General features: G+C 61.0%; 24 protein-coding genes. 19 read left to right on the forward strand and 5 right to left on the reverse strand.

The window, feature by feature from the left end; translation table 11 throughout:
- Nucleotides 1-200: 200 nt before the first annotated feature.
- Nucleotides 201-1,103, reverse strand: a complete 903-nt coding sequence (locus ACFQ95_RS02825) for a LysR family transcriptional regulator (protein WP_422829287.1) — start codon at nucleotides 1,101-1,103, stop codon at nucleotides 201-203.
- Nucleotides 1,104-1,183: 80 nt separating this feature from the next.
- Between ACFQ95_RS02825 and ACFQ95_RS02830 the strand changes: the two genes are divergently transcribed.
- The 11 genes from ACFQ95_RS02830 to ntrC all read left to right on the forward strand — a co-directional run bounded on the left by ACFQ95_RS02830 (nucleotide 1,184) and on the right by ntrC (nucleotide 13,015).
- Nucleotides 1,184-2,155, forward strand: coding sequence for a Bug family tripartite tricarboxylate transporter substrate binding protein (locus tag ACFQ95_RS02830; RefSeq protein WP_422829288.1), 972 nt, complete (start codon nucleotides 1,184-1,186; stop codon nucleotides 2,153-2,155).
- Between the two features lie 30 nt (nucleotides 2,156-2,185).
- Nucleotides 2,186-3,001 (forward strand): substrate-binding domain-containing protein, encoded by an 816-nt coding sequence (locus ACFQ95_RS02835; protein WP_422829289.1) that lies wholly within the window; start codon nucleotides 2,186-2,188, stop codon nucleotides 2,999-3,001.
- A 381-nt stretch (nucleotides 3,002-3,382) separates the two neighbouring features.
- A complete protein-coding gene (locus ACFQ95_RS02840) occupies nucleotides 3,383-4,363 on the forward strand; it encodes a cytochrome D1 domain-containing protein (protein ID WP_422829543.1) in 981 nt (326 codons plus the stop codon).
- Nucleotides 4,364-4,370: 7 nt separating this feature from the next.
- Nucleotides 4,371-5,213 carry a polysaccharide deacetylase family protein gene (locus tag ACFQ95_RS02845; RefSeq protein WP_422829290.1) on the forward strand — a complete coding sequence of 281 codons (843 nt, stop codon included), beginning with the start codon at nucleotides 4,371-4,373 and terminating at the stop codon, nucleotides 5,211-5,213.
- Between the two features lie 24 nt (nucleotides 5,214-5,237).
- Nucleotides 5,238-6,206, forward strand: a complete 969-nt coding sequence (locus ACFQ95_RS02850) for a sterol desaturase family protein (protein ID WP_422829291.1) — start codon at nucleotides 5,238-5,240, stop codon at nucleotides 6,204-6,206.
- An 82-nt stretch (nucleotides 6,207-6,288) separates the two neighbouring features.
- Complete coding sequence (locus ACFQ95_RS02855) at nucleotides 6,289-7,185, forward strand: EI24 domain-containing protein (RefSeq protein WP_422829292.1); 897 nt, start codon at nucleotides 6,289-6,291, stop codon at nucleotides 7,183-7,185.
- Nucleotides 7,151-8,020 (forward strand): competence/damage-inducible protein A, encoded by an 870-nt coding sequence (locus ACFQ95_RS02860; RefSeq protein WP_422829293.1) that lies wholly within the window; start codon nucleotides 7,151-7,153, stop codon nucleotides 8,018-8,020. Before ACFQ95_RS02855 ends, ACFQ95_RS02860 begins: the two co-directional genes overlap by 35 nt.
- Nucleotides 8,021-8,245: 225 nt before the next feature.
- A complete protein-coding gene (gene glnA / locus ACFQ95_RS02865; protein WP_422829294.1) occupies nucleotides 8,246-9,661 on the forward strand; it encodes a type I glutamate--ammonia ligase in 1,416 nt (471 codons plus the stop codon).
- Between the two features lie 138 nt (nucleotides 9,662-9,799).
- Nucleotides 9,800-10,306, forward strand: coding sequence for a hypothetical protein (locus tag ACFQ95_RS02870; RefSeq protein ID WP_422829295.1), 507 nt, complete (start codon nucleotides 9,800-9,802; stop codon nucleotides 10,304-10,306).
- A gap of 70 nt (nucleotides 10,307-10,376) precedes the next feature.
- Complete coding sequence (glnL, locus tag ACFQ95_RS02875) at nucleotides 10,377-11,402, forward strand: nitrogen regulation protein NR(II) (protein ID WP_422829544.1); 1,026 nt, start codon at nucleotides 10,377-10,379, stop codon at nucleotides 11,400-11,402.
- Nucleotides 11,403-11,449: 47 nt separating this feature from the next.
- Nucleotides 11,450-13,015 (forward strand): nitrogen regulation protein NR(I), encoded by a 1,566-nt coding sequence (gene ntrC / locus ACFQ95_RS02880; RefSeq protein ID WP_422829296.1) that lies wholly within the window; start codon nucleotides 11,450-11,452, stop codon nucleotides 13,013-13,015.
- A 245-nt stretch (nucleotides 13,016-13,260) separates the two neighbouring features.
- On the opposite strand, the gene xth is transcribed toward ntrC, so the two are convergent.
- Nucleotides 13,261-14,031, reverse strand: a complete 771-nt coding sequence (xth, locus tag ACFQ95_RS02885) for an exodeoxyribonuclease III (RefSeq protein ID WP_422829297.1) — start codon at nucleotides 14,029-14,031, stop codon at nucleotides 13,261-13,263.
- 89 nt (nucleotides 14,032-14,120) lie between these two features.
- Nucleotides 14,121-15,458, reverse strand: a complete 1,338-nt coding sequence (locus ACFQ95_RS02890) for an MFS transporter (RefSeq protein ID WP_422829298.1) — start codon at nucleotides 15,456-15,458, stop codon at nucleotides 14,121-14,123.
- A gap of 194 nt (nucleotides 15,459-15,652) precedes the next feature.
- Here ACFQ95_RS02890 and cyoA point away from each other — a divergent pair, with 194 nt between their 5' ends.
- The 8 genes from cyoA (at nucleotide 15,653) to ACFQ95_RS02930 (ending at nucleotide 23,771) form a co-directional block, all read left to right on the forward strand.
- Nucleotides 15,653-16,735 (forward strand): ubiquinol oxidase subunit II, encoded by a 1,083-nt coding sequence (gene cyoA, locus ACFQ95_RS02895; protein WP_422829299.1) that lies wholly within the window; start codon nucleotides 15,653-15,655, stop codon nucleotides 16,733-16,735.
- Between the two features lie 70 nt (nucleotides 16,736-16,805).
- Nucleotides 16,806-18,809, forward strand: coding sequence for a cytochrome o ubiquinol oxidase subunit I (cyoB, locus tag ACFQ95_RS02900; protein ID WP_422829300.1), 2,004 nt, complete (start codon nucleotides 16,806-16,808; stop codon nucleotides 18,807-18,809).
- A gap of 1 nt (nucleotide 18,810) precedes the next feature.
- Nucleotides 18,811-19,467 carry a cytochrome o ubiquinol oxidase subunit III gene (cyoC, locus tag ACFQ95_RS02905; protein WP_422829301.1) on the forward strand — a complete coding sequence of 219 codons (657 nt, stop codon included), beginning with the start codon at nucleotides 18,811-18,813 and terminating at the stop codon, nucleotides 19,465-19,467.
- On the forward strand, nucleotides 19,464-19,874 hold the full coding sequence (cyoD, locus tag ACFQ95_RS02910) for a cytochrome o ubiquinol oxidase subunit IV (protein ID WP_422829302.1): 411 nt from the start codon (nucleotides 19,464-19,466) through the stop codon (nucleotides 19,872-19,874). The genes cyoC and cyoD overlap by 4 nt, the downstream gene beginning before the upstream one ends.
- A gap of 6 nt (nucleotides 19,875-19,880) precedes the next feature.
- Nucleotides 19,881-20,714, forward strand: a complete 834-nt coding sequence (locus tag ACFQ95_RS02915; RefSeq protein ID WP_422829303.1) for an SURF1 family protein — start codon at nucleotides 19,881-19,883, stop codon at nucleotides 20,712-20,714.
- A gap of 11 nt (nucleotides 20,715-20,725) precedes the next feature.
- Nucleotides 20,726-22,069 (forward strand): ATP-binding protein, encoded by a 1,344-nt coding sequence (locus ACFQ95_RS02920; protein ID WP_422829304.1) that lies wholly within the window; start codon nucleotides 20,726-20,728, stop codon nucleotides 22,067-22,069.
- Between the two features lie 10 nt (nucleotides 22,070-22,079).
- Nucleotides 22,080-22,640 carry a response regulator transcription factor gene (locus tag ACFQ95_RS02925; RefSeq protein ID WP_422829305.1) on the forward strand — a complete coding sequence of 187 codons (561 nt, stop codon included), beginning with the start codon at nucleotides 22,080-22,082 and terminating at the stop codon, nucleotides 22,638-22,640.
- Between the two features lie 195 nt (nucleotides 22,641-22,835).
- Nucleotides 22,836-23,771: a GNAT family N-acetyltransferase gene (locus tag ACFQ95_RS02930; protein WP_422829306.1), complete on the forward strand. Its 936-nt coding sequence runs from the start codon at nucleotides 22,836-22,838 to the stop codon at nucleotides 23,769-23,771.
- 10 nt (nucleotides 23,772-23,781) lie between these two features.
- Here ACFQ95_RS02930 and ACFQ95_RS02935 read toward each other — a convergent pair whose 3' ends face one another.
- Together ACFQ95_RS02935 and ACFQ95_RS02940 are read right to left on the reverse strand one after the other, a co-directional pair.
- On the reverse strand, nucleotides 23,782-24,648 hold the full coding sequence (locus ACFQ95_RS02935) for a segregation and condensation protein A (protein WP_422829307.1): 867 nt from the start codon (nucleotides 24,646-24,648) through the stop codon (nucleotides 23,782-23,784).
- A gap of 83 nt (nucleotides 24,649-24,731) precedes the next feature.
- A complete protein-coding gene (locus ACFQ95_RS02940; RefSeq protein WP_422829308.1) occupies nucleotides 24,732-24,938 on the reverse strand; it encodes a DUF3460 family protein in 207 nt (68 codons plus the stop codon).
- Between the last annotated feature and the right edge of the window lie 36 nt (nucleotides 24,939-24,974).

Raw genomic sequence — 24,974 nt, forward strand, 5'->3', positions numbered from 1 at the left:
GATAAGCGTGCCAGATCTGCAGGTGGTGTTTGGTTAGTGACTGGTTTTGGAGGCGTTTTCAGAGGAGAAAGCCTCGCTGAAAAGGCTAGTCGTTGGCCCACTTTTGCGCGCTCTTGCCACGCGGTGTGCCGGGCTTGGATGCACCGTGGCCGGGCTTGAACCGTCTGTTTTTGGGTCGCCGCGCCCTGGCCTGGGGCGGACTAAGGTTTGCCGCGTGTAGGCGTTTGCAGCATGCCGTACAAGGTCGCGGCCAGCGGCTGCAGGGGCCGGTCTTTGCGTTTGATCAGCCCCAGCATGCGCTGCACTTCGGGCTCGACCAAGGCCACGCCTTTGAGCGTGGGGTGGCTGCTTGAGAGCGCCAGGCTGGGCAGGGCCGCCACGCCCAGACCGGCTTCCACCAAGCCAATGGCGCCGGTGACGTGGTTGGCCTCGTAAAACGCCACGGGGCGTTGGGCCAGATGGGCGAGGGCGTTGTCCAGCAGCAGGCGGTTGCCGCTTTGGCGCGACACGGCCACCATTTTTTCGTCGGCCAGTTCGGCCCAGCGCACGCTGCGGCGTTTGGCCCAGCGGTGGCTGCGCGGCAGCACCAGCACATAGGTTTCGGGCGCCACAGCCTCGAAGTCGATGTCGGGCTCCTGGGCCCCGACAAAGTTCAGGCCGAAGTCGGCTTCGCCGGACAACACGCTGGCCAGCGCGGTGTTGGCGCTTTCATCGATCACCCGCAGGCGCACGCTGGGGTATTGGGCCGCAAAGCGCTGCAGCACGTCCGGCAACCAATGGTGCGCGACCGAAGGCACACAGGCCACGGTGATCAGGCCACGGCGTTGCTGGGCGTTGTCGGACAGGCGCAGCACGGCGTTTTCCAGGCCGTCGAGTGTGTTGCGGGCTTGTTCCAGAAACGGCCGTCCCAGGTTGGTCAGCGACACCTGGCGTGTGGTGCGGTCGAACAGGCGCGCGCCCAGTGCGCTTTCCAGTTTGTCGATGCGCCGGCTCAAGGCGGGCTGCGAAATGCACAGCACTTCGGCGGCCGCGCGAAAGCTTGACTTGTCGGCCACGGCGACAAAAGCCTGTAAATCTTCCAGTCCGAAATTGATTTGTGCCATGCATCAATCGATCACAAAGTTGCAATATACAGAGGGTAACGCTTTGCCTACGATGCGGCACCTATTCGAACGGAGACAAGATGAAAACAACACTTTCCCGCCTGGCTGCGGCCATGGTTCTGGGCACCGCTGCACTTTCCAGCATCACGGCGATGGCTGACACCTGGCCCACCAAACCCATCAAATTTGTGGTGCCCTTTGGCCCCGGTGGTGCCAACGATCTGGTGGCACGCGCCGTGGCCGAGGCTGCATCCAAACAACTCGGCCAGCCCATCATTGTGGAGAACAAGCCGGGCGCGGGCTCGGTGCTGGGCGCCGACATCGTCGCCAAGGCCGCACCCGATGGCTACACGTTTCTGACGCCGGCTGCGGGGGTGGTGACCAACGCCATGATCCGCCCGAAGATGCCCTACAAGGAAGACGACCTGGTGCCGGTGGCGATGATGGCGGTGAGCCCGTCGGTGATCGTGGTGCCGGTGGATTCACCCATCAAGGACTTAAAGGGTTTTGTCGCCGCGTCCAAGACCGGGCCGGGACTGAACTTCTCCACCGCGGGCACCGGCAGCACGCCGCATTTTGTGGCCGAGATGCTGAAGTCCAAGTCGGGCGCCAAGCTGCAGGTTGTGCCCTACAAGAGTGGTTCCGAAGGCATGGTTGCGGTCATCGGCAAACAGGTCGACGCCACCTCCGAGGCCAGCGTGGTGGTGTTGCCGCAGATCAAGGGCGGCAAGCTGCGCGCCATTGCCTCGACCTGGAACCGCCGCATCGCCGCGCTGCCCGATTTGCCCACGGCGCAAGAGCAGGGTTTTGCGAATGTGTTCATTGGCCACTGGTCTGGTGTTTTTGCGCCGCGCGGCACGCCGGTGGAGATCCTGGACAAGATGAACCGCGCGGTGGATGCCGCGCTGAAGTCGCCCGAGTTGCGCGCGCGCTTGATTCCGCAAGGCATTGATCCGGTGGGCGGCACACGTGACGATTTTGTGAAGTTTCTGGCCGGCGAGAAAACGCGCCTGGGGGCCATCGCCAAAGCGGCGGACATGAAGGAAGACTGAGCTTTCTAGAACAACAAAAGGAGACAAAACATGAGCTTCATTCAAACATCCGTTCAACGCACTCTGCGGAAAGTGTCGCGGCGCGTGCTGCTGGCCGCCAGCTTGCTGCTGTGTATCCACCACGCCAGCACGGCGGCCGATCTCAACGTCATCAGTTCTGGCGGTTTCACGGCGGCCTACCAGCAGTTGGTGCCGCTTTATGAACAGGCGAGCCAACACAAGGTGACGACGGCGTACGGCGCGTCCATAGGCAACGCGCCCGACTCGATTCCCAGCCGCCTGGCGCGTGGTGAACAGTTCGACATCGTGATCCTGGCCGATTCAGCGCTGGATGATCTGATCAAGCAAGGCAAGGTCGAGCCGGGCAGCCGGGTGGACCTGGCGCGTTCCATCATTGGCATGTCGGTGCGCAAGGGCACACCCAAGCCCGACATCAGCACCGTGGCGGCACTGCGCCAGACCTTGCTGGACGCCAAGTCCATCGCCTATTCGGCCAGCGCCAGCGGCACCTATTTGTCGACCGAGCTGTTCCAGCGCCTGGGCGTGGCCGAGCAGGTGAAAGACAAGGCGAAGAAGATCTTCAGCGAACGTGTGGGCACGGTGGTGGAGCGGGGTGATGCGGAAATCGGCTTCCAGCAGGTGAGTGAGTTGCTGCCCTTCAAAAACCTCGATTTTGTCGGCCCCTTGCCACAGGAGGTGCAGCAGACCATCTTTTTCTCGGCCGGCGTGATGGTCGGCGCCAAGCAGCCCGAGGCGGCGCGGCATCTGATTCGCTACCTGGCCTCGCCCGCAGCGGCGGCCACGGTGCGCCGTACCGGAATGGACCCGGTGGCCGTGGCTCCTTGATCAGCCTCAAATCAGGCCAAAAGTTGTTAGAGCCTGTTCATACTCTATTGGGGGCCGCGCAAATGGTGGTTCGGGATGAGATGCGAGGCGTCAAACCCAAGCCAAGGCTAGTGCCTTGGCTGGTTTGGCAACGACGCAGCTCGCCCGAAAGACCATTTGCCCTGCGGGTTGAGGTGAAATCGGGCGATTTGCCCGCCAAAGCCCTTGCATGGGCAGAGAGCCCATGCTGCGGTCTCTGACAGCCAACTCATCCCGATTGCACCTCGACGCGGCCCTCAATAGAGTATGAACAGGCTCTTACATCCCGGCCCGGGTTGGCGCGGCTACACTTGATGTTTGTCTCCAACCCTGGTGTTCCGCGTGAAGTTTTCCGTTCGATTGATGGCCAAAATGGTCAGCGTGGCTTGCGCCACCGTGTTGTATGCGTTCCCGGCCGCCGCTGCGGAAACCAAGCTCACACATCCGCTGTTTGTGCTCAACTCGCTCGACGCCGACGTCAGCGTGATCGACCCCAAAACCTGGACCGAGACCGCGCGTATCCCCACCGGCAAGGAACCGCATCACCTGTACCTCACGCCCGATGAAAAGTCGCTGGTGATCGCCAACGCCCTGGCCGACTCGCTGACCTTCATCGACCCGCGTACCGCCCAGGTGCAGCGCACGGTGCGTGGCATCGTCGACCCCTACCAGTTGCGCTTCTCGCCCGACATGAAGTGGTTCGTCACCGCCGCCAACCGCTTGAACCACATCGATATTTACCAGTGGGATGGTGAAAACATCAAGCTGGTGAAACGTGTGGGCACGGGCAAAACGCCAAGCCATTTGTGGATAGACAGCAAGAGCAGCACCATTTATTCGACCATGCAGGACAGCGATGAGCTGGTCGCCATCGACATCGCCACCCAGACCATCAAGTGGCGCACGCCCACCGGCGCCATGCCGGCCGACGTGTTTGGCACGGCGGACGACAAACAGCTGCTGATCGGCTTGACCGGCAGCGACGCGGTCGAGGTGTACGACGTTTCCGGCGCAACACCGCAGCGTGTGCGTGTGATTCCCACCGGCCGTGGCGCCCACGCGTTTCGTGCGGCCGGCGACAAACGCCACGTTTTTGTGAGCAATCGCGTGGCCAACACCATCAGCAAGATAGACCTGCAGAGCTTGCAGGTGGTGGCCAACTACCCCGCGCCGGGTGGCCCGGACTGTATGGATGTGTCGGCCGATGGCAAGTACATTTTTGTGACCTCGCGCTGGGCGAAAAAGCTCACCGTGATCAACACCGAGACGCGCCAGGTGGAGCGCCAGGTGAAGGTCGGCAAATCGCCGCACGGCGTCTGGACGCTGGACCACACACCCCGTTGAGTTGTGTATGAGAAGTGTCTTGCGTGCTACGGTAAATATAGCTGCTTGGGCACTATCCATCAGCGCCGGAGCCGCTTTTGCCTCTGATGCCTGCGAGAAGCCGGTTTACCTGACGTTTGACACCGGTCACATGGCCATTGCGCCGCTGGTGGCCGAAGTGTTGAACCGCCAGCAGGTCAAGGTCACCTTCTTCGGTGCCAACGAACGCACCCAGACCGGCGACGGCAGTCTGGGCAAGGACTGGGCGCCGTGGTGGAAGGCACGTGCTGCCGAAGGCCATGCGTTTGCATCCCACACGTTTGACCATGTGTATTGGCGCGGCGACGTGAAAGCGGCTCAGAAGGGCGACCCGGTGCGCTTCAAGATGCGCTCTTCCGCCGGGCCCGACGAGGGCCGTGAACAGGTCTGGAGCGCCGAACAATATTGCGCAGAAATCGGCCGCTCTGAAAAACGCCTGCAAGACATGACAGGCCAGCCGCCGCTGCCGCTGTTCCGTGCGCCGGGGGGCAAAACCTCGCCGCAATTGCTGGCTGCTGCCAAGTCTTGCGGTTACGCGCATGTGGGCTGGGCTCCGGCGGGGTTCCTGGGTGATGAGCTGCCAAGCGAGGCTTACCCGAATGCGGCGCTGCTGCAAAAGGCGCTGCGCGACATCCGCTCCGGGGACATCCTGCTGGCGCACCTGGGCATCTGGTCGCGCAAAGACCCATGGGCACCGGCGGTGCTGGAGCCGCTGATCGTTGGCCTGAAAGAACGAGGCTTCTGTTTTGCCACCTTGCGTGAGCACCCGGCTTACAGCGCCTGGATCAAAGCGCATCCTGTGGTGGCAGTGACCCCCGTCAAAACAAAGTAACCAGTCCTGCCGGACAATCAAATCATGGACACGTTGACGGATGGGTTTGCGCTGGCGCAGCAATGGTTGTTTGAAACCGTGGTGCAGCCACTGGTGTATGGCGTGGGTCTGGGCGGCTGGGTGGAGGACGCCTTCACCGGCACCGGCTGGTTGCTGGTGGGGCTGCTGCAGATCGCCGTGTTGCTGGCGGTGATCGGGCCGCTGCAGCGCTGGCGCCCGGTGGAGCCGGTGACCGACCGCCGCGCCATCCGCATCGACATGCTCTACACCGTGGTGCACCGCCTGGGTTTGTTCCGTGTGGCTTTGTTCCTGACGCTGGAGCCCATGATGGACGACATCTTCGGCTGGCTGCGCTTGAGCGGCCTGAGCACCTTTCACCTCGATGGCATCTGGCCCGGGGTGAGCGACACCGCCTGGGTCAGCTTCATCATTTATCTGCTGGCGTTTGACCTGCTGGAGTACCTGATCCACCGTGGCCAGCATCACTTCAATTGGTGGTGGTCGCTGCATGCCTTGCACCATTCGCAGCGCCAGATGACCATGTGGAGCGACAGCCGCAACCACCTGCTGGACGACGTCATCCACGACCTCATCGTGGTGGTGGTGGCCCAGTTGGTGGGGGTCGGGCCGGGGCAGTTCATTGCGCTGGTGGCGCTGACCCAGCTCAGCGAAAACCTGCACCACGCCAATCTACGCGTGTGGTTTGGCCGCATAGGCGAGCGTTTGTGGGTGAGCCCGCGCTTTCACCGCTTGCACCACAGCATAGGCATAGGCCACGAATCGGCTGGTGCGAGCACGCTGGGCGGCCACAACTTCGGTGTGTTGCTGCCCTGGTGGGACATGTTGTTTCGCACCGCCAACTTCGAGCTGCGATTTGATCCCACCGGCATCCGCGACCAGGTCGAGCCCGGGCCAGGCGGTGTACGCGACTACGGCGAAGGCTTCTGGCGCCAGCAGTGGCTGGGGCTGGCGCGGCTGTTCGGGCGCGGCTGAACGCCACGCGCCCCAAGGCAAACCCGGTAAAGCTGTTTGACCAGCCATCACGGTTTCATACGGCTCGGGTTATGCTCGCGCCATGCGTTTGTTCCTCGACTCTTTTTGGCGCGCGGCTGGTTATTGCCTGCACCCGCGCGTGATTGCGTTGTCGCTGTTGCCGCTGGTGTTCATGGTGGCCTTGTCGACGGCGCTGGGTTACTTTTTCTGGGACATGTCGCTCGACCAGGTGCGCAGCCTGCTCGATTCGGCGGAATGGACCACCAAGCTTTGGGCCTGGCTGGAAGGCATGGGCCTTGGCGCGCTGAAGGTCAGCCTGGCGCCGCTGATCGTCATCTTCACGGTCACGCCGCTGATCGTCATCTTTTCGGTGCTGGTGGTGTCCATCATGATGGCGCCGGCCATGGTGCGCCTGGTGGCCGAGCGGCGTTTTCCGCTGCTGGAAAAAAAGCGTGGCGGCACTTTTCTGGGCAGCGTGTGGTGGTCGCTGAGTTCCACGCTGATTGCGCTGGTGGCGCTGATTGTTTCGGTGCCGTTGTGGTTGGTGCCACCCTTGATTCTGATCTTGCCGCCGTTGATCTGGGGTTGGTTGACCTACCGCGTCATGACTTATGACGTCCTGGCCGAACACGCCAGCCGTCCCGAGCGCCTGGCGCTGCTCAAGCGCCACACCGGTGCGCTGCTGCTGATGGGGGTCATCAGTGGTTATCTCGGCGCCGCGCCCAGCCTGCTGTGGGTGTCCGGGGCCTTGTTTGCCGCGGCTTTCGTGATCCTCGCCCCGATGGCGATCTGGATCTACACCTTGGTGTTTGCGTTTTCCGCGCTGTGGTACGCCCACTATGTGTTGGCGGCGCTGCAGGCCATGCGCTTGCAGGACCCGGCGCGTAGCGTCAACCTCAACAACACTTCAAACGATTCAATAGGCGGCTTGCCGCCGCTATCCCATGCCAACGGACTATCAGACCCCCAGAACAACTGAAACCACGGAAGAGTCCGCGCCTGGTTTTGCGCGGCCACCCAAGTTCGGTTTGATCATCGTCGGCGACGAAATCCTCTCTGGTAAACGTGCCGATAAACACCTGCCCAAGACCATAGAGTTGCTGGGCGAGCGTGGGCTGCATCTCGACTACGCCGAATACGTGGGTGACGCGCCCGAGCGCATCACGGCCACGCTGGCGCGCGCCTTTGCCTCGGGCGACGTGGTGTTCTCCACCGGCGGCATTGGTGCCACGCCTGACGACCACACCCGCCAATGTGCGGCCAAGGCTTTGCAGCGCCCGCTGGAACTGCACCCTGAAGCCAAAGCCTTGATCACCGAGCGTATGCGCGACACGGCAGCAGAGCAGGGCGTAGCTTTCGAGCCCGAGCGTGCCGACAACGTACACCGGCTCAACATGGGGGTGTTTCCGCAGGGTGCGCGCATCATTCCCAATCCCTACAACAAGATTCCGGGCTTCAGCGTTGGCCACGTGCACTTTGTGCCGGGGTTTCCGGTGATGGCCTGGCCGATGATGGCCTGGGTGCTTGACCAGTATTACCCGGCGCTGTTTGTGCGTGATGCCTGGATCGAAAAATCCATCGTGGTGTTTGGCGGCATGGAAGCCACACTCACACCGCTGATGGAATCGATTGAACAAAACCATCCGCTGGCAAAAGTATTCAGCCTGCCCAGCGTGGACCACCCGCAGCATGGGCGGCACATCGAGTTGGGCGTCAAAGGGCCGCCCGAGGTGGTGGCTGCGGCCTACCCCGCGCTACTGGAAGGACTGTCCCGATTCGACGTCAAACTTGGCCCTGAATTGGTGCGCACCTAAAATGCACCAAGATGGATTTATTTGACGATTTGCACCAAAAATGTGCAAATCAAACCCTGACACGAGGGATGACCCGCAGTGGGGCCCTCATGTGATGGCAAATAGCGGCAAATTCGTCGGTATTGGCCGAAGTTTGTCGCAGTTCGCGGTGCACCGGTTTGGCATAAAAACTGCATCCTAGGCACCGTGGTTTAATTTTCGCAACCCCCCAACCAGGAGATTTTGATGGCAAAGACCGTCGCTGATGTGATGAAGATGGTGAAGGAAAGCGAAGTCAAGTTTGTTGACTTCCGCTTCACCGATACCCGCGGTAAGGAACAGCACGTGACGGTGCCGGTCTCGCATTTCGACGAAGACAAATTCTCTTCCGGCCACGCTTTCGACGGTTCTTCCATCGCTGGCTGGAAGGGCATTGAAGCTTCGGACATGCAATTGATGCCCGACCCCAACACCGCCAACATCGATCCTTTCTTCGAAGAAACGACGATGATCCTGACCTGCGACGTGATCGATCCTGCCGACGGCAAGGCCTACGAGCGCGATCCACGTTCCCTGGCCAAGCGCGCCGAAGCCTACATGAAGGCTTCCGGCCTGGGCGATACCGCTTACTTCGGACCAGAACCAGAATTCTTCGTTTTTGACGGCGTGCGTTGGCAAAACGACATGTCCGGCTGCTTCGTCAAGATCGAATCCGAAGAAGCTGCTTGGAACACAGGCAAAGAATTCGAACACGGCAACACGGGTCACCGTCCTGCCGTCAAGGGCGGCTACTTCCCAGTGCCACCAGTCGACAGCTTCCAAGACATGCGCTCGGAAATGTGTCTGATCCTGGAAAGCCTGGGCATTCCGGTTGAAGTGCACCACCACGAAGTGGCCAACGCCGGCCAAATGGAATTGGGCACGAAGTTCAGCACGCTGATCCAGCGCGCTGACTGGGTGCAACTGCAAAAGTACGTGATCCAGAACGTGGCCCACGCCTACGGCAAGACCGCGACCTTCATGCCCAAGCCCATCGTGGGCGACAACGGTTCCGGCATGCACGTGCACCAGTCGGTCTGGAAAGACGGCAAGAACCTGTTCGCAGGCGACGGCTACGCTGGCCTGTCCGAGTTCGCTCTGTACTACATCGGCGGCATCATCAAGCACGCTCGTGCCTTGAACGCCATCACCAACCCCGGCACCAACAGCTACAAGCGCCTGGTCCCCGGTTTTGAAGCCCCTGTGAAACTGGCTTACTCGGCCAAGAACCGCTCGGCCTCGATCCGTATTCCTTTTGTGGCGAACCCCAAGGGCCGTCGCGTGGAAGCACGTTTCCCAGATCCACTGATGAACCCATACCTGGGCTTCTCGGCTCTGCTGATGGCTGGTCTGGACGGCGTGGAAAACAAGATCCATCCTGGCGAAGCCGCCAGCAAGGACCTGTACCATCTGCCACCCGAAGAAGACAAGCTGATCCCAACGGTTTGCCACAGCCTGGACCAGGCCCTGGAAAACCTGGACAAGGACCGTGCGTTCTTGACCAAGGGCGGCGTGTTTACCGATTCCTACATCGACGCCTACATCGAACTGAAGATGCAAGAAGTCACGCGTTTCCGCATGGCCACCCATCCAGTCGAATTCGACATGTATTATTCGCTGTAATGGCACCTGCTTACCGCTGCAACTTCTGGCTGTAGTGGTGATCTCAAAAGGACGGCGCCCGCCGTCCTTTTTTATTGAGGTGCTGCTTTCTAGCGTTCTGCTTTTCAGTTGGTAGGCATCCCTGGTGTTTTTACAAGCATGAAACCTGTTGTTGTTGCGTTCCTGGGTTTAGCCCTTTCTGTTTCGGCTCTGCCGGTGTTGGCGCAGGCCAGCGTCTACCGTTGTGGCAACGAATACACCAACGCCGTCAAAGACGCCAAGGATGCGCAAGCCCGCGGCTGCAAGTTGGTCGAAGGTGGCAACGTCACCGTCATCCAGACGCCGCGCACCAGCGGCGGCAGCGCGGCGAGCCCGGCGCCGGTGCGGGCCCCCAGTGCCGGCCAGCGGGTCGACAACGCCGACCAGCGCGCACGCGATTCCGATGCACGCATGATTCTGGAGTCCGAGCTGAAAAAGGCCGAGACGCGGCGCGGTGATCTGCTCAAGGAATACAACAACGGCGAGCCCGACAAGCTGGGCCCCGAAACCCGCAACTACCAAAAATACTTGGATCGCGTGGCTGAACTCAAGGCCTCCATAGACCGCGCCGACGCCGAAATCGCCAGCCTGCAGCGCGAGCTGTCGCGGCTTCCTTCGTCACGCTGAGCCCCGTTCTTCACCGGTAAATTTGTTGAATAAAACCGACCAACCCCACGCGCGTTTTCAGTCCTTTGACATGTTGGCCACGCTGGTGGCCGTGCTGCAAAGTGATGGTGTTGTGCTGTTCGCCAATGCGGCTCTGGAAGACATGCTGGGCCTGTCGCGTCGCACCATCGAAGGCACGCAGTTTCAGGACTGCTTTACCGAACCCCACCTGTTGCAGAACGCCTTGGAAGGTGCCGGCAGCAACGAATTTGCCGCCCTGCGTTACGACGCCTGGCTCAAGCGTCTGAACCAGGAGCCCATGCCCGTGCATGTGATCCTGGCGCAAACCGAGCTGCCGGGCCAGGTGGTGGTGGAGTTGCTGCCGCAAGAGCAGCAGGCCAAACAAGACCGCGAAGAGCGCCTCATCGACCAGGCGCAGGCCAACAAGGAGTTGATCCGCAACCTCGCGCACGAGATCAAAAACCCGCTGGGTGGCATTCGTGGTGCAGCGCAGTTGCTTGAGATGGAGATCGAGTCGCGCGAACTCATAGAGTACACCCAGGTCATCATCCACGAGGCGGATCGCCTGCAAAGCCTGGTCGACCGACTGCTTGCGCCACACCGCCGCCCGCACGTGGTGGGCGATGTCAACATCCATGAGGTGTGTGAGCGTGTGCGTTCACTCATCCTGGCGGAGTTTCCGCGTGGCCTGAAGGTGGTGCGCGACTACGACATTTCGGTGCCCGAGTTTCGCGGCGACCGCGAGCAGCTCATACAGGCGGTGCTCAACATCACACACAACGCCGCCCAGGCCTTGGTGGACCGCATTGAAGCCGGTGACGGTGAGATCGTTTTTCGCACGCGTATTGCGCGCCAGGTGACGTTTGGCAAACAGCGCTACCGCTTGGCACTGGAATTGCATGTCATCGACAACGGTCCAGGAGTACCGCAGTCGATCAAGGACCGTATTTTCTATCCGCTGGTGTCGGGTAGAGAGGGAGGCTCTGGACTAGGTCTCACCCTGGCTCAGACTTTTGTGCAGCAGCACCACGGTTTGATCGAATGTGAAAGTGTTCCTGGCCGCACGGACTTCAAGATATTGATACCACTGCCTTAGTTAGTCTTCAGACCAACGGGGCGGTACGACCCGAGGTGACAAAACACATGAAACCGATCTGGATAGTAGATGACGACCAGTCCATCCGTTTCGTGCTGGAGAAAGCGCTTTTGCGCGAAGACCTGCCCACGCGCAGCTTTACCAATCCACGCGAGGTGCTGCAGGCACTAGAGACGGCCACCGACGAAGACGGCCCACAAATCCTGGTCAGCGACATTCGCATGCCCGGCGGCTCCGGACTCGACCTGTTGAGCCAGGTGAAGGAAATGCATCCCGGCCTGCCGGTGATCATCATGACGGCGTTCTCCGACCTGGACAGCGCGGTTTCCGCGTTCCAGGGCGGCGCCTTTGAATATCTGCCGAAACCATTCGACCTGCCCAAGGCGGTGGAGTTGATTCGCCGTGCGGTGGAAGAGAGCCAGCGCGAAGAGGTGGCCGAAGAACGCATGGCTGCCGCGCCCGAAATGCTGGGCCAGGCGCCCGCCATGCAGGACGTGTTCCGTGCCATAGGCCGCTTGAGCCAGAGCAATGTCACGGTGATGATCACCGGCGAATCCGGCTCGGGCAAGGAACTGGTGGCGCGTGCGCTGCACAAACATTCGCCGCGTGCCAACGGCCCGTTCGTCGCCATCAACACCGCGGCCATTCCCAAAGACCTGCTCGAATCCGAACTCTTCGGCCATGAACGCGGCGCCTTTACCGGCGCACAAACCATGCGCCGTGGCCGGTTTGAACAGGCCGATGGTGGCACGCTGTTTCTGGACGAAATCGGCGACATGCCGTTCGACCTGCAAACGCGTTTGCTGCGGGTGCTGAGCGACGGCCACTTTTACCGCGTCGGCGGGCACAACGCCGTCAAGGCGCAAGTGCGTGTGATCGCCGCTACCCACCAGAACCTGGAGCAGCGTGTCAAGGACGGCGTGTTCCGCGAAGACTTGTTCCACCGTCTGAATGTGATCCGTCTGCGCCTGCCCGCGCTGCGCGAGCGCACGGAAGACGTGCCCATGCTCACGCGCCACTTCCTGCAGCAAAGCGCCAAGCAGTTGGGTGTGGAACCCAAGCGTATTTCCGACGCTGCGCTGGCGCAGCTGCAGCAGTTCAGCTTTCCGGGCAATGTGCGCCAACTGGAAAACGTCTGCCACTGGCTCACCGTGATGGCGCCGGCGCAAGTGATTGAAGGCAAGGATTTGCCGCCTGAGGTGACGGGCACGCCCGATATCCTGGCCAGCAATGCCCGCCTGGGCCATGTGCCATCGTCGCCAGCAGTGCTGAGCGGCGTGGGCTCGGATGCTTTCTCGTCGGCCGCCCCCGAGGCTGAGGGCCTGGTTGGCGCCGATGTATTGGCCGAACGAGTGGCCACGTTGCACGCCGTGGCTGTGCCTGCAGTTGGCGCGGTATCGACCAGCTGGGAGGCCGGCCTGGAGGCCGAAGCCCTGGAGCTGCTGGGCACCGACCGCAATGATGTGTGGGACGTGTTGTCGCGTCGTTTCGAGTCCAAGCTGATTCTCACGGCGCTGCACAACACCCGTGGCCGGCGCATCGAGGCGGCGCAAAAACTGGGTATAGGGCGCAACACCATCACGCGCAAGATCCAGGAACTCGGCCTGGAGTAGCAGTCGCTAGGGCGTTGTCGATGGCGTGAAGGAAAAGCGCTATTCAGGCTTGCTGCATATGCCTGAGTAGCTATGGTTTTACTCAGCATTGCGGCAGCCGCGGATGACGCTGAATGTGTGGCCTCAAGGTCGCAGCGGGGCTCTGGGAAGCTGTGGGTTGCCCGAACCCGCGCTTCTGCAGCGCCTGCGACTCCTCGAGCTCAGTGCCTTGCCGCTTGCTTGGCCGTTGTTGTGATCCTGTGGATTTAAACCGCCAGCGTCAGCACCACGGGCGTGTGGTCGCTGGGGCGTTCGTTTTTGCGTGGCAGCTTGTCGATCAGGCAAGCCGACGCCTGGGCTTTGAGCGCCTCGCTGACCAGAATGTGGTCGATGCGCAGGCCGCGGTTGCGGCGGAAGCCAAAGTCGCGGTAGTCCCACCACGAAAAGCTTTTTTCGGGCTGCGGGAACAGCCGGTGTGCGTCGTGCAAGCCCAGGGCTATCAGTGCGCGCAGGTGGTAGCGCTCTTCTTCCGTGCAATGTATGGTGTCCTTGAGCAGCACCGGGTCCCACACATCGGCGTCGTCGAACGTGATGTTGTAGTCGCCCATCAATACCAGTTTGGGGTGTTGCGCCATCTCGGCCTTGACCCAGTCGCGCAGGGCGCGGAGCCAATACATCTTGTATTCAAACTTCTCCGTGCCCGGTGCCTGGCCGTTGGGGAAGTAGGCGCCGATGACACGCACGCCATCGGCCGTGGTGCCGGTGATCACACGTGCCAGTTCATCGTCAAAACCCGGGATGTTGCGCACCACGTCGGTCACCGGGGCGCGGGTGAGCAGGGCTACACCGTTATAGGTTTTCTGGCCAAACCATTGGGCCTGGTAGCCGGCTTCGGCCAGCGCAGCAGCGGGGAACTTGTCGTCCGTCAGTTTGGTTTCTTGCAGGGCCAGCACATCCACCGGGTTGGCGGCCAGCCAATCGATCACTTGCGGCAGGCGCACGCTGAGGGAGTTGACGTTCCAGGTGGCGAATTTCATGGGCTGTTTGTGAAATTGAAAGTACGCCATTTTCAGGCACAAAAAAGGGGACTCGAAGTCCCCTTTGTTGTGGCGTTTAACCGAACGGCTTACTCGCGTTTGCCCAGGTGGCGGTTCATGGCCAGTGCCGCCAGTGTGCCAACGGCACCAGACAACAGATACAAGCTCACATAACCCAAACCAAAGTGGGCCGACAAACCAAGCGCCACCAGCGGCGCGAAAGCTGCGCCAATGAGCCAGGCCAGGTCGGAGGTCAGGGCGGCGCCGGTGTAGCGGTACTTGGATGTGAAGTTGGCGGTCACGGCACCCGTGGCTTGGCCGTAGGACAAGCCCAGCAGAATGAAGCCTATCAGGATGAACACGTCCTGACCGAGTTTGCCGCCGTCCAGCAGGGTGGGGGCAAAGCCGCTGAAGACGGCAATGGCAATGGCCAGATAGGCCAGCGCGTGGCGCCGGCCAAAGCGGTCGGCAATCAGGCCGGAGATCACGATGGCAATGCCGGCCAAGACGCCACCGACAATCTGCACCATCAGAAATCCGCTGATCGATTGATCCGAATACAACAGGATCCACGACAGCGGGAACACCGTCACCAGGTGAAACAGCGCATAGCTGGCCAAGGGGGCAAAGGCGCCAATCAGCACATTGCTGCCCTGGTCGCGCAGCAGGTCGGTCACCGGTGTGGGCACCAGTTCACGCTCGGCCAGCATGTGTTCAAACTCGTTGGTCATGACCAGGCGCAACCGCGCAAACAGCGCCACCACGTTGACCGCAAAGGCGACGAAGAAGGCATAACGCCAGCCCCAGCTCAGAAAATCAATGGTCTCCAGGCTGCCATAAAGATAGGCAAACATGCCGGCCGCCAGCACAAAGCCAATCGGTGCGCCGAGTTGGCCGAGCATGGCGTACCAGCCGCGCTTTTCTTCAGGTGCATGCAGGGCCAGCAGCGACGGCATGCCGTCCCACGATCCGCCCAGCGCTATGCCTTGCACGAACCGCAGCACGGATAGCAGCACGATGGCCGAGACCCCCATGCTGGCGTAACCCGGCAAGAAGGCGATGCAAACCGTGGATGTGCCCAGCAGAAAGAGGGCGATGGTCAGCTTGGTTTCGCGGCTCCAGTGCCGCTGTATCGCCATAAAGGCGATGGAGCCTATGGGGCGCGCGATAAACGCGAACGAAAACACCACGAAGGAAAACAAGATGCCCTGCAGTCGGGGCTCGAAAGGGAAGAACAGGGACGGAAACACCAGCACCGAAGCGATGCCGTAGACAAAAAAGTCAAAATATTCGGATGCGCGGCCTATCACCACACCCACGGCGATGTCGCCGGGAGAGACGTTGATGTCATCGTGGTCACCTGTGGCATGGCCGATTTGCACTCCTGTGGGCAGTGGAGCTGCGGGGGTTTGCGTAATGCTGGTCATAAATAACGTCTCCCTTTGCACTTGACATGGCTTGCCATGACTTGTTTTCTATTGAATTACGCTTTTTTCCGCTATCAGGGGTGTTGCCTATTGCACTAATGCCTGGACACTAGGACAAAACGTCCACTCGCCTTAAAGCTGAGTTAAGAGTAGATTACCGCCCATCTCCTGTCACGCTTTATTTTTGAGTCTGCATGCAATTCCTAAAGAACTTACGCGGACTGCTAGTGCTGCCCCTGGTCGCTTTGCTGGCTGGCTGCAATGCCGTGGTGATGAATCCTTCCGGTGATGTGGCAGCACAGCAACGAGATCTGATCATCATCTCCACCGTGCTGATGCTGCTGATCATTGTGCCCGTCATCTTTTTGACGCTGTGGTTTGCCTGGCGGTATCGTAAATCCAACGCCGCAGCCGAGGCTGAGTACTCTCCCGACTGGGATCACTCTACACAACTGGAATTGATCATCTGGGCCGCACCCCTGCTGATCATTATTGCGCTGGGCGCCTTGACCTGGATCAGCACCCACAAGCTGGACCCTTACCGTCCGCTGGACCGTATTGACGCCCAGCGGCCCATTCCCGCCGATGTCAAGCCTTTGGTGGTGGAAGTGGTGGCGCTCGACTGGAAATGGCTATTCTTGTACCCCGAGCAAGGCATTGCGACCATCAATGAGGTGGCCGCGCCTGTCGATCGCCCGATCCAGTTCAAGATCACGGCCTCCTCGGTGATGAACTCGTTCTACATTCCGGCACTCGCAGGGCAGATTTACGCCATGCCGGGCATGGAAACCAAGCTGCATGCGGTGATCAACAAGCCGGGCAACTTTGAAGGCTTTTCGGCCAACTACAGCGGAGCCGGCTTTTCCGGCATGCGTTTCCGCTTCCATGGCTTGGGCCACGACGACTTCGAAGCCTGGGTGCAAAAAGCCAAGGGCAGCGGTGTGGCCTTGAGCCGAGACGACTACCTGAAGCTGGAGCAACCCAGCGAACGCAACCCGGTGCAGCACTATGCCACCGTGGCCGACGGCCTGTACGAAGCCATTCTGAACCGCTGTGTCGAAGCCAACCGCATGTGTATGCGTGAAATGATGGCCATAGACATGGAAGGTGGCCAGGGCAAGCCCGGCACGTTTAATGTGGCGACGTTGGACGCGGCGACCCGCGAACGTCTGGGCATCACCGATGCTCCCGTGAAGAACTATGTGGGTGCCATGTGCACTGTCGACAACCCCACCGGCGCGGTTTCTGCTGCACCCGTGACGACGCAGCGCATGTAATGCCTGCGCACACTTCTTTCGATTCCGCGCCGACCTTGTCGGCGCATTACTTTTGACGTCAGCACCCACGATGTTCGACAACCTAGACCTTACCAAGCTCATTTTTGGCCGCCTCTCGTGGGACGCCATTCCTTTCCATGAGCCCATCCTCATCGTCACCTTCATTGGTGTGCTGCTGGGCGGGGCTGCGCTGATTGGTGCCATCACCTACTTCAAGCTGTGGGGCTACCTGTGGCGCGAGTGGTTCACCAGCATTGACCACAAAAAGATCGGCATCATGTACATGATCCTCGGGATCGTGATGCTGCTGCGTGGTTTTGCCGACGCTTTGATGATGCGTGCGCAACAGGCCATCGCCTTTGGCGACAATGCCGGCTTCCTGCCACCGCACCACTATGACCAGGTGTTCACCGCTCACGGCGTGATCATGATCTTCTTCGTGGCCATGCCGTTTGTGACGGGCTTCATGAACTTCGTCGTGCCGTTGCAAATCGGCGCCCGCGACGTGGCTTTCCCGTTCCTGAACAACTTCAGCTTCTGGATGACCGCCAGCGGCGCCGCACTGGTGATGGCGTCGTTGTTCGTTGGTGAATTCGCCAAGACCGGCTGGCTCGCATATCCGCCGCTGTCGGGCATCTTGCACAGTCCGGACGTGGGGGTGGATTACTACATCTGGTCGCTGCAGATTGCGGGGGTGGGCACACTGCTCTCGGGGGTCAACCTGATCGCCACCATCGTGAAGATGCGCGCGCCCGGCATGACGCTGATGAAGATGCCGGTGTTCACCTGGACCTCGCTGTGCACCAACGTGCTGATCGTGGCCGCTTTCCCGGTGCTGACGGCCGTGCTGGCGCTGTTGTCGCTGGACCGCTACGTGGGCACCAACTTCTTCACCAACGACTTCGGCGGCAACGCCATGATGTACGTCAACCTGATCTGGATCTGGGGTCACCCTGAGGTGTACATCCTGGTCTTGCCAGTGTTCGGCATCTTCTCGGAAATCGTCTCCACCTTCTCGCGCAAGCGCCTGTTCGGCTACACCTCCATGGTGTACGCCACGGTGGTGATCACCATCCTGTCTTACATCGTGTGGTTGCACCACTTCTTCACCATGGGCTCCGGTGCCAGCGTGAATGCGTTCTTTGGTATCACCACCATGATCATCTCCATCCCCACCGGGGCGAAGATCTTCAACTGGTTGTTCACCATGTACCGTGGCCGCATCACCTATGACGTGCCCATGATGTGGACGATTGGCTTCATGGTGACCTTCACCATCGGTGGTATGACAGGCGTGTTGCTGGCCGTGCCACCTGCCGACTTCGTGCTGCACAACAGCCTGTTCCTGATCGCCCACTTCCATAACGTGATCATTGGCGGCGTGGTGTTCGGTGCCTTTGCCGGCATCAACTTCTGGTTCCCCAAGGCCTTCGGCTTCAAGCTCGACGCGTTCTGGGGCAAGATGTCCTTCTGGTTCTGGCTGGTGGGCTTCTGGTTTGCCTTCACGCCGCTGTATGTGCTGGGCCTGATGGGCGTGACCCGTCGTGTCAACCACTTTGAAGACGCCTCGCTGCAGATCTGGTTCCAGATCGCTGCTTTCGGTGCGGTGCTGATTGCCCTGGGCATTGGCTGCTTCCTGATCCAGCTGGTGGTGAGCTTCATGAAGCGTGAAGAGTTGCGTGACCACACTGGTGATCCATGGAATGGCCGCACGCTGGAATGGTCGACCTCGTCGCCACCACCGGCCTACAACTTCGCCTTCACGCCACGTGTGCACGACAACGACGCCTGGTGGGACATGAAGCAGCATGGTTTTGTGCGACCCACGGCAGGCTTCATCCCTATCCACATGCCCAAGAACACCGGTGCCGGCCTCATCCTGGCCGGCCTGAGCGCGGTGTTTGGTTTTGCCATGATCTGGCAGATGTGGTTGCTGGCTGGCGTGAGCTTCTTTGTGCTGATCGCCGCCGCCATCATTCACACGTTTAACTACAAGCGCGATTACCACATCTCCGCCGACGAAGTCGTGCGTGTGGAAGGTGAACGCACCCGCCTGTTGGCCAAGCTTGCCTGATATGACTGCTACCACCTACTCCAGCGCCGTGGGCGCTCCCGCGACCGCAGCCGCTGCTGCAACCAATAGCGAGCGTTATTACCAGACCACCGAGCACCATCCGGAGAACGGCACCCTGTTGGGGTTCTGGCTCTACCTGATGAGCGACTGTCTGATCTTCGCTGTGCTCTTCGCCTGTTATGGCGTGCTTGGCCGCAGCTACGCCGCCGGCCCCTCGGGCGCCGATCTGTTCGACCTACCACTGGTGGCGGCCAACACCGCGATGCTGCTGCTGTCTTCCATCACCTATGGCTTCGCCATCCTGGAGATGCAGAAGAAAAACGTCAAGGCCACGCTGATCTGGCTGGGCATCACCGGCTTGTTTGGCCTGGGCTTTCTGAGCCTGGAAATGTTTGAGTTCATGCATTTGATCCATGAAGGCGCCGGCCCGCAACGCAGCGCATTCCTGTCCTCGTTCTTCGCGCTGGTGGGCACCCACGGCTTGCACGTCACCTTCGGTGTGATCTGGCTGGTGGTGTTGATGTTCCAGGTTGGCAAACACGGCCTGACTGGCGCCAACAAGCGCCGCCTGCTGTGCCTGTCGATGTTCTGGCACTTCTTGGACGTGGTCTGGATTGGTGTGTTTACCTTTGTCTACCTGATGGGAGTGCTGCCATGAGCGCACACAACGAACATTCTTCGCACGGCCATGGCGACCATGGTGACCACCATGACGACCACCACGATGGTGGCGAAAGCCACAGCACCTTCAAGGGTTATGCCATTGGTTTTGTGCTGTCCATCATCCTCACCGCCATTCCGTTCTGGCTGGTGATGAACAACGTGCTCGGCAGTTCAGGCCGTACCGCGCTGGTGGTGCTGGCGTTTGCGGCAGTGCAGATCGTGGTGCACATGATTTACTTCCTGCACATGAACACCAAGTCCGAGGGCGGCTGGAACATGTTGGCGCTGATCTTCACCGTGGTGCTGGTGGTGATCACGATGGCCGGCTCGTTGTGGGTGATGTTCCACCTCAACACCAACATGATGCCGGTGTCCGCGCACGAAATGCGCAACATGCCTTAACCGACATTGGTCAAGGCCACACCGCCAGCGGCCGCAGCCGCTGGCTCTGAAGCAGAAAAAGGAGCCCTTTCGAGGGCTCCTCGTGCGCCATGGGTACGCATCGTACTGGCGCTGCTGGCCCTGGCGCTTTTTGCCGGTTTTATGTCGCTGGGCCTTTGGCAGGTACAGCGCCGTGCCTGGAAGCTCGACCTGATCGAACGGGTTGACCGGCGTGTACATGCGGCGGCCGTACCGGCGCCCGCCGTTGCGCAATGGCCCACACTTTCGGTGGCCAATGACGAGTACCGCCATGTGCGCCTGCAAGGCATGTTTTTATACGAGCGTGAAGCGCTGGTGCAGGCCGTGACCGAGTTGGGCAGCGGCTTCTGGGTCATCACCCCCATGCAGCTGGCCGATGGCAGTACGGTGTTGGTGAACCGTGGCTTTGTGCCACCATCGGCACGCGCGCGTGCCGCGCGGCAAGTGCCTGAAGTGGCCGGCCTGGTGACGCTGAACGGCTTGCTGCGTTTCACCGAGCCGGGTGGTGGCTTCTTGCGCCATAACGATGCGGCGGCCGACCTTTGGTATTCACGCGATGTGGCGGCGATTGGCGCCGCGCGCCAGCTGCAAAACCTGGCGCCTTATTTTGTCGATGCCGATGCCGACTCTGCAGCGCCACGCGGGCTGGCGGTGCCGCAGTGGCCGGTGGCCGGACTCACCGTGATCAGCTTCAAGAACAACCACCTCATTTATGCACTGACCTGGTTTGGCCTGGCTTTGATGGTGGTGGGCGCCACGGTCTTGGTTGTGCGCCATGAGCGCCGTCAACGCGGCAGCCCGGCGCCAACGCCCGCCAGGTGACAATGACTGGCATGTTGGACGTCCGCGCGCAAACTCCCGAGGCCGAACCCGCATCACAGCCCGCTCCGGCCGCCGTGGCCGGTCTGGACAACGAAACCGGCCACAAAAACATGTTGCAGCTCATAGAGCTGCGCTGGATGGCCGCCGCCGGGCAGGTGATGACCATCAACGCCGTGCACTATGTGTACGGCATACAGCTGCCGCTGGATGCGATGTTTGCGGTGCTGGGCTGCCTGCTGGTGTTCAACTTCGCCAGCTTCATGCGCTGGCGCACACATCGCCGGGTGAGCAACCAGGAGCTGTTTTTTGCGCTGCTGGTGGATGTGGCCATCCTCACGGCGCAGCTTTACCTCAGCGGCGGTGTCACCAACCCGTTTGTCTACCTCTACCTGCTGCAGGTGATCCTGGGCGCGGTGCTGCTCAAGCCCTGGTCGACCTGGACGATTGTGGCCATCACCAGCGGCTGTCTGGTGGGGCTGGCGCTGGTGTCACGCCCGCTGATCTTGCCGCCAGGCCATGGTTTCGAGGGCGGCATCTTCAGCCCCTACATCCAGGGCATGCTGGTGTGTTTTACCTTGAATGCGGCGCTGCTGGTGACCTTCATCACACGTATCAACCGCAACCTGCGCGAGCGTGACCAGCATCTGGCCGACCTGCGCCAACGCACCGCCGAAGAGGACAACATCGTGCGCATGGGCTTGCTGGCCTCTGGCGCGGCGCACGAACTGGGGACACCGCTGGCCACCTTGTCGGTGATTCTGGGCGACTGGCAACACATGGCGCCGTTCACCGAAGAGCCCGAGCTGCTGCAGGAAATCAGCGAGATGCAGATCCAGCTGCAGCGCTGCAAGTCCATTGTCAGTGGCATCCTGTTGTCGCTGGGCGAGGCGCGTGGCGAATCGTCCGAGGCCACCACCATCGCCACCTTTCTCGACGACCTGGTGGACGAATGGCGCACCACGCGCCCGGCCATCACACTGGTCTACCGCAACTACTTTGGTGAAGACCTGCCCATGGTGGCGGACTCGGTGTTCCAGCAGATGCTCTACAACCTGCTGGACAACGCCCAGGAAGCGTCGCCCCAATGGGTCAGCCTGGAAGCCGAGCATATTGGCGACGACTTGCAGCTCACCGTGTCCGACCAGGGGCGTGGCTTTTCTGCCGACATGATCAAGCAGCTTGGCAAGCCCTACCAGTCGAGCAAAGGTCGGCCTGGCGCCGGCCTGGGACTATTCCTGGTGGTGAATGTGGTGCGCACGCTGGGGGGCAAGGTGCAGGCGCTGAACCGGCCCTTGGGTGGCGCATCGGTGGTGGTCACGTTGCCGTTGCGGGCTATCACGATCACCGACAATTGAGGCCATGACAATGCCCATCCCCGTTTCTGTGGAAGCTGCCGAAGAGCGCCTGTTGCTGATCGTCGAAGACGACGCGGCTTTTGCGCGTACCCTGCAACGTTCGTTTGAACGCCGCGGCTACCGTGTGCTGCACGCCTCCAGCCTGGAAGAGGTGACACGTTTGCTGCAACAGCACACGCCGGGTTTTGCCGTGGTCGACCTGAAGCTCAACGGTGAAGCCTCGGGCCTGGCTTGTGTGCAGATGCTGCACCTGCACGCGCAAGAAATGCTGATCGTGGTGCTGACCGGTTACGCGAGTATTGCCACTGCGGTAGAGGCGGTGAAGCTGGGCGCCTGCCATTACCTGGCCAAGCCCTCGAACACCGACGACATCGAGGCCGCTTTTGGCGCCGTGACCGGCAACACCGAGGTCGAGCTGACAAACCGCGCCAGCTCCATCAAGACGCTGGAATGGGAGCGTATCCACCAAACCCTGGCGGAAACCGATTTCAACATCTCCGAGACCGCGCGTCGCCTCGGCATGCACCGGCGCACGCTGGCGCGCAAGCTGGAAAAGCAGCGCGTCAAGTAAGCGCCTGAAGCCAGCGCGTGCAGTGAACACGTGAAGTAACCGGCTGGGCCCGCGTGCGGCCGAGTGCGGTTGTCACGTTTGCTTCATAAAACCCACATCTTGATGTCATGCAGGCTTGCCAGACTCGTGGCAGCGCCGGGTGTCCTGCATCCGGAAAAATTCCAACAACGCACACCAACGTGTATGGAGCCGACCATGAACGAGCTGCCCATTCCGACCTTCTCTCTGGCCAGCATCACGCCGGCCTCGCTGCTGCGCCGCGCCATGCGTCCCAGCCTGCACAGCACAACCGTCCCACCCACACGCCCGCAAATTCCGGCGCTTATGCAACCCATGATTCAGCCACCAACGCAGCCCATCGTGGCGCCCATCAGCCGCAAGGCCGAAGCCGAAACCCAGGCGCAGCGCCACGGCATCAAGGTGAGCTGGGCGCAGCACCACGATGAGGTGCGCCAAGCCCAGCGTTTGCGCTACAGCGTGTTTGCGGACGAGATGGGTGCACGCCTGTCGACCAGCGTGCCCGGCCACGACGTTGATTTGTTCGACGACTTCTGCGAACACCTGATCGTGCGCGACGCTGAAACCCATGCCGTTGTGGGAACCTACCGCGTGCTCACGCCGGTGCAGGCGCGCCGTGTCGGCAGCACCTACAGCGACACCGAGTTCGATCTGGTGCGCCTGCGCAGCCTGCGCAACCGCATGGTGGAACTGGGCCGCAGCTGTGTGCACCCAGACTACCGCCAGGGCGGCGTGATCATGGCGCTGTGGGGCGCGCTGGCCGACTTCATGGTGCGCAACCAACTCGACACCATGGTCGGTTGTGCCAGCATTCCCATGCTGCACAACGGTGTGGTCAGCGGCGATGCGGCGGCCAGCATCTGGCGGCAGTTGCGCGAAACCCACCTGGCGCCGATCGAGCACCACGTCCTGCCACGCCTGCCGCTGCCGGTGGAGCAACTCGACAGCAGCCTAGACATAGAGCCGCCCGCGTTGATCAAAGGCTACTTGCGCCTGGGCGCCAAGGTGCTGGGCGCGCCCGCCTGGGACCCAGACTTCAATACCGCCGACCTGCCCATGCTGATGCGCATTGGCGACCTGCCTGCGCGTTACCGCAAGCACTTCCTGGGCTGAGCGTAGAGGCTTAAACCGGCGAGTAGGCCAGCCGCACGTAGATCGGCGCAAAGGCTTCGGCCTGGATGATCTCGATCAGCGTTTCCTTGCCGAGTTCTAGCAGCGCGATGAAGGTCACCACCAGCACCGCCATGCCACGTGCGGGGTCGAAGAGTTCTTCAAACTCGACAAACTTGCGCCCTTGCAGGCGCTTGAGCACCTGGCTCATGTGCTCGCGCACCGAGAGTTCTTCGCGGCTGATCTTGTGGTGTTGCACCAGCGTGGCACGCTTCAGGATGTCGCGCCAGGCTTCCTGCAGGTCGACCAGGGCGACATCCGGAAAACGTGGTTGCAGCGATTGCTCTATGTAGACCTGGGCCTTCAGAAAGTCGCGCCCGTATTGCGGCAACGCGTTGAGCCGGGTCGAGGCGAGCTTCATCTCCTCGTATTCGAGCAAGCGGCGCACCAGCTCGGCACGCGGATCTTCGGCCTCTTCACCGTCGGCCGAAGGTTTCGGCGGCAGCAACATACGCGACTTGATCTCGATCAGCATGGCCGCCATCAGCAGGTACTCGGCCGCGAGTTCCAGGTTGCGGCTGCGGATCTCGTCCACGTAGCTGAGGTATTGCCGCGTGAGCCCGGCCATGGGGATGTCGAGGATGTTGAAGTTCTGCTTGCGGATCAGGTAGAGCAGCAAGTCCAGCGGCCCCTCGAAGGCTTCGAGAAACACCTCCAGCGCATCCGGCGGGATGTACAGGTCTTGCGGCATGGCAAACAGCGGCTCGCCATACAGCCGTGCCAACGCCACCTGGTCGATCACGTGCGGCATCAGGCTGTCCGCTGCCGTGGCGGCGGCCGGCAGGCCGTGCTCGGCGGAAGCTTCCGCTGCGTTGCTCATTTTGCTATTGAATACGGAGCTGCTGTCGCAATGGCAGCAAGCTCAGGATGCCAGTTTGATGCTGAAGATCATCAGCGGACAAATCAATCGGCGTTGGTTTGGTATACGTAGGGCTTTTGCGCCACTTCGGCTTCGCGGTATTCGCTCCAGGCCGCGCGATCGACCTTTTTGTCCCACAGCAGGGCGCGACCGGCGAGTTGTTGTGCTTCCAGTTCAGGCTTGGCGGCCTTGAGGTCCTGGATGAACAGGGTGGCTTCGGACTTGTAATCGGGGCGACGAAAGATCGACATAAACTTGAACCTCTTTGAATCGCGCCATTTTACGGG

Origin of the sequence: Variovorax sp. HJSM1_2, assembly GCF_049316285.1 — a bacterium.
GTDB lineage: Bacteria > Pseudomonadota > Gammaproteobacteria > Burkholderiales > Burkholderiaceae_C > Rhodoferax_B.

Coding starts and splice junctions, on each gene's coding strand:
- ACFQ95_RS02825 (WP_422829287.1), bottom strand. CDS start 1,103: ATGGCACAAATCAATTTCGGACTGGAAGATTTACAGGCTTTTGTCGCC.
- ACFQ95_RS02830 (WP_422829288.1), top strand. CDS start 1,184: ATGAAAACAACACTTTCCCGCCTGGCTGCGGCCATGGTTCTGGGCACC.
- ACFQ95_RS02835 (WP_422829289.1), top strand. CDS start 2,186: ATGAGCTTCATTCAAACATCCGTTCAACGCACTCTGCGGAAAGTGTCG.
- ACFQ95_RS02840 (WP_422829543.1), top strand. CDS start 3,383: ATGGCCAAAATGGTCAGCGTGGCTTGCGCCACCGTGTTGTATGCGTTC.
- ACFQ95_RS02845 (WP_422829290.1), top strand. CDS start 4,371: ATGAGAAGTGTCTTGCGTGCTACGGTAAATATAGCTGCTTGGGCACTA.
- ACFQ95_RS02850 (WP_422829291.1), top strand. CDS start 5,238: ATGGACACGTTGACGGATGGGTTTGCGCTGGCGCAGCAATGGTTGTTT.
- ACFQ95_RS02855 (WP_422829292.1), top strand. CDS start 6,289: ATGCGTTTGTTCCTCGACTCTTTTTGGCGCGCGGCTGGTTATTGCCTG.
- ACFQ95_RS02860 (WP_422829293.1), top strand. CDS start 7,151: ATGCCAACGGACTATCAGACCCCCAGAACAACTGAAACCACGGAAGAG.
- glnA (WP_422829294.1), top strand. CDS start 8,246: ATGGCAAAGACCGTCGCTGATGTGATGAAGATGGTGAAGGAAAGCGAA.
- ACFQ95_RS02870 (WP_422829295.1), top strand. CDS start 9,800: ATGAAACCTGTTGTTGTTGCGTTCCTGGGTTTAGCCCTTTCTGTTTCG.
- glnL (WP_422829544.1), top strand. CDS start 10,377: ATGTTGGCCACGCTGGTGGCCGTGCTGCAAAGTGATGGTGTTGTGCTG.
- ntrC (WP_422829296.1), top strand. CDS start 11,450: ATGAAACCGATCTGGATAGTAGATGACGACCAGTCCATCCGTTTCGTG.
- xth (WP_422829297.1), bottom strand. CDS start 14,031: ATGAAATTCGCCACCTGGAACGTCAACTCCCTCAGCGTGCGCCTGCCG.
- ACFQ95_RS02890 (WP_422829298.1), bottom strand. CDS start 15,458: ATGACCAGCATTACGCAAACCCCCGCAGCTCCACTGCCCACAGGAGTG.
- cyoA (WP_422829299.1), top strand. CDS start 15,653: ATGCAATTCCTAAAGAACTTACGCGGACTGCTAGTGCTGCCCCTGGTC.
- cyoB (WP_422829300.1), top strand. CDS start 16,806: ATGTTCGACAACCTAGACCTTACCAAGCTCATTTTTGGCCGCCTCTCG.
- cyoC (WP_422829301.1), top strand. CDS start 18,811: ATGACTGCTACCACCTACTCCAGCGCCGTGGGCGCTCCCGCGACCGCA.
- cyoD (WP_422829302.1), top strand. CDS start 19,464: ATGAGCGCACACAACGAACATTCTTCGCACGGCCATGGCGACCATGGT.
- ACFQ95_RS02920 (WP_422829304.1), top strand. CDS start 20,726: ATGTTGGACGTCCGCGCGCAAACTCCCGAGGCCGAACCCGCATCACAG.
- ACFQ95_RS02925 (WP_422829305.1), top strand. CDS start 22,080: ATGCCCATCCCCGTTTCTGTGGAAGCTGCCGAAGAGCGCCTGTTGCTG.
- ACFQ95_RS02930 (WP_422829306.1), top strand. CDS start 22,836: ATGAACGAGCTGCCCATTCCGACCTTCTCTCTGGCCAGCATCACGCCG.
- ACFQ95_RS02935 (WP_422829307.1), bottom strand. CDS start 24,648: ATGAGCAACGCAGCGGAAGCTTCCGCCGAGCACGGCCTGCCGGCCGCC.
- ACFQ95_RS02940 (WP_422829308.1), bottom strand. CDS start 24,938: ATGTCGATCTTTCGTCGCCCCGATTACAAGTCCGAAGCCACCCTGTTC.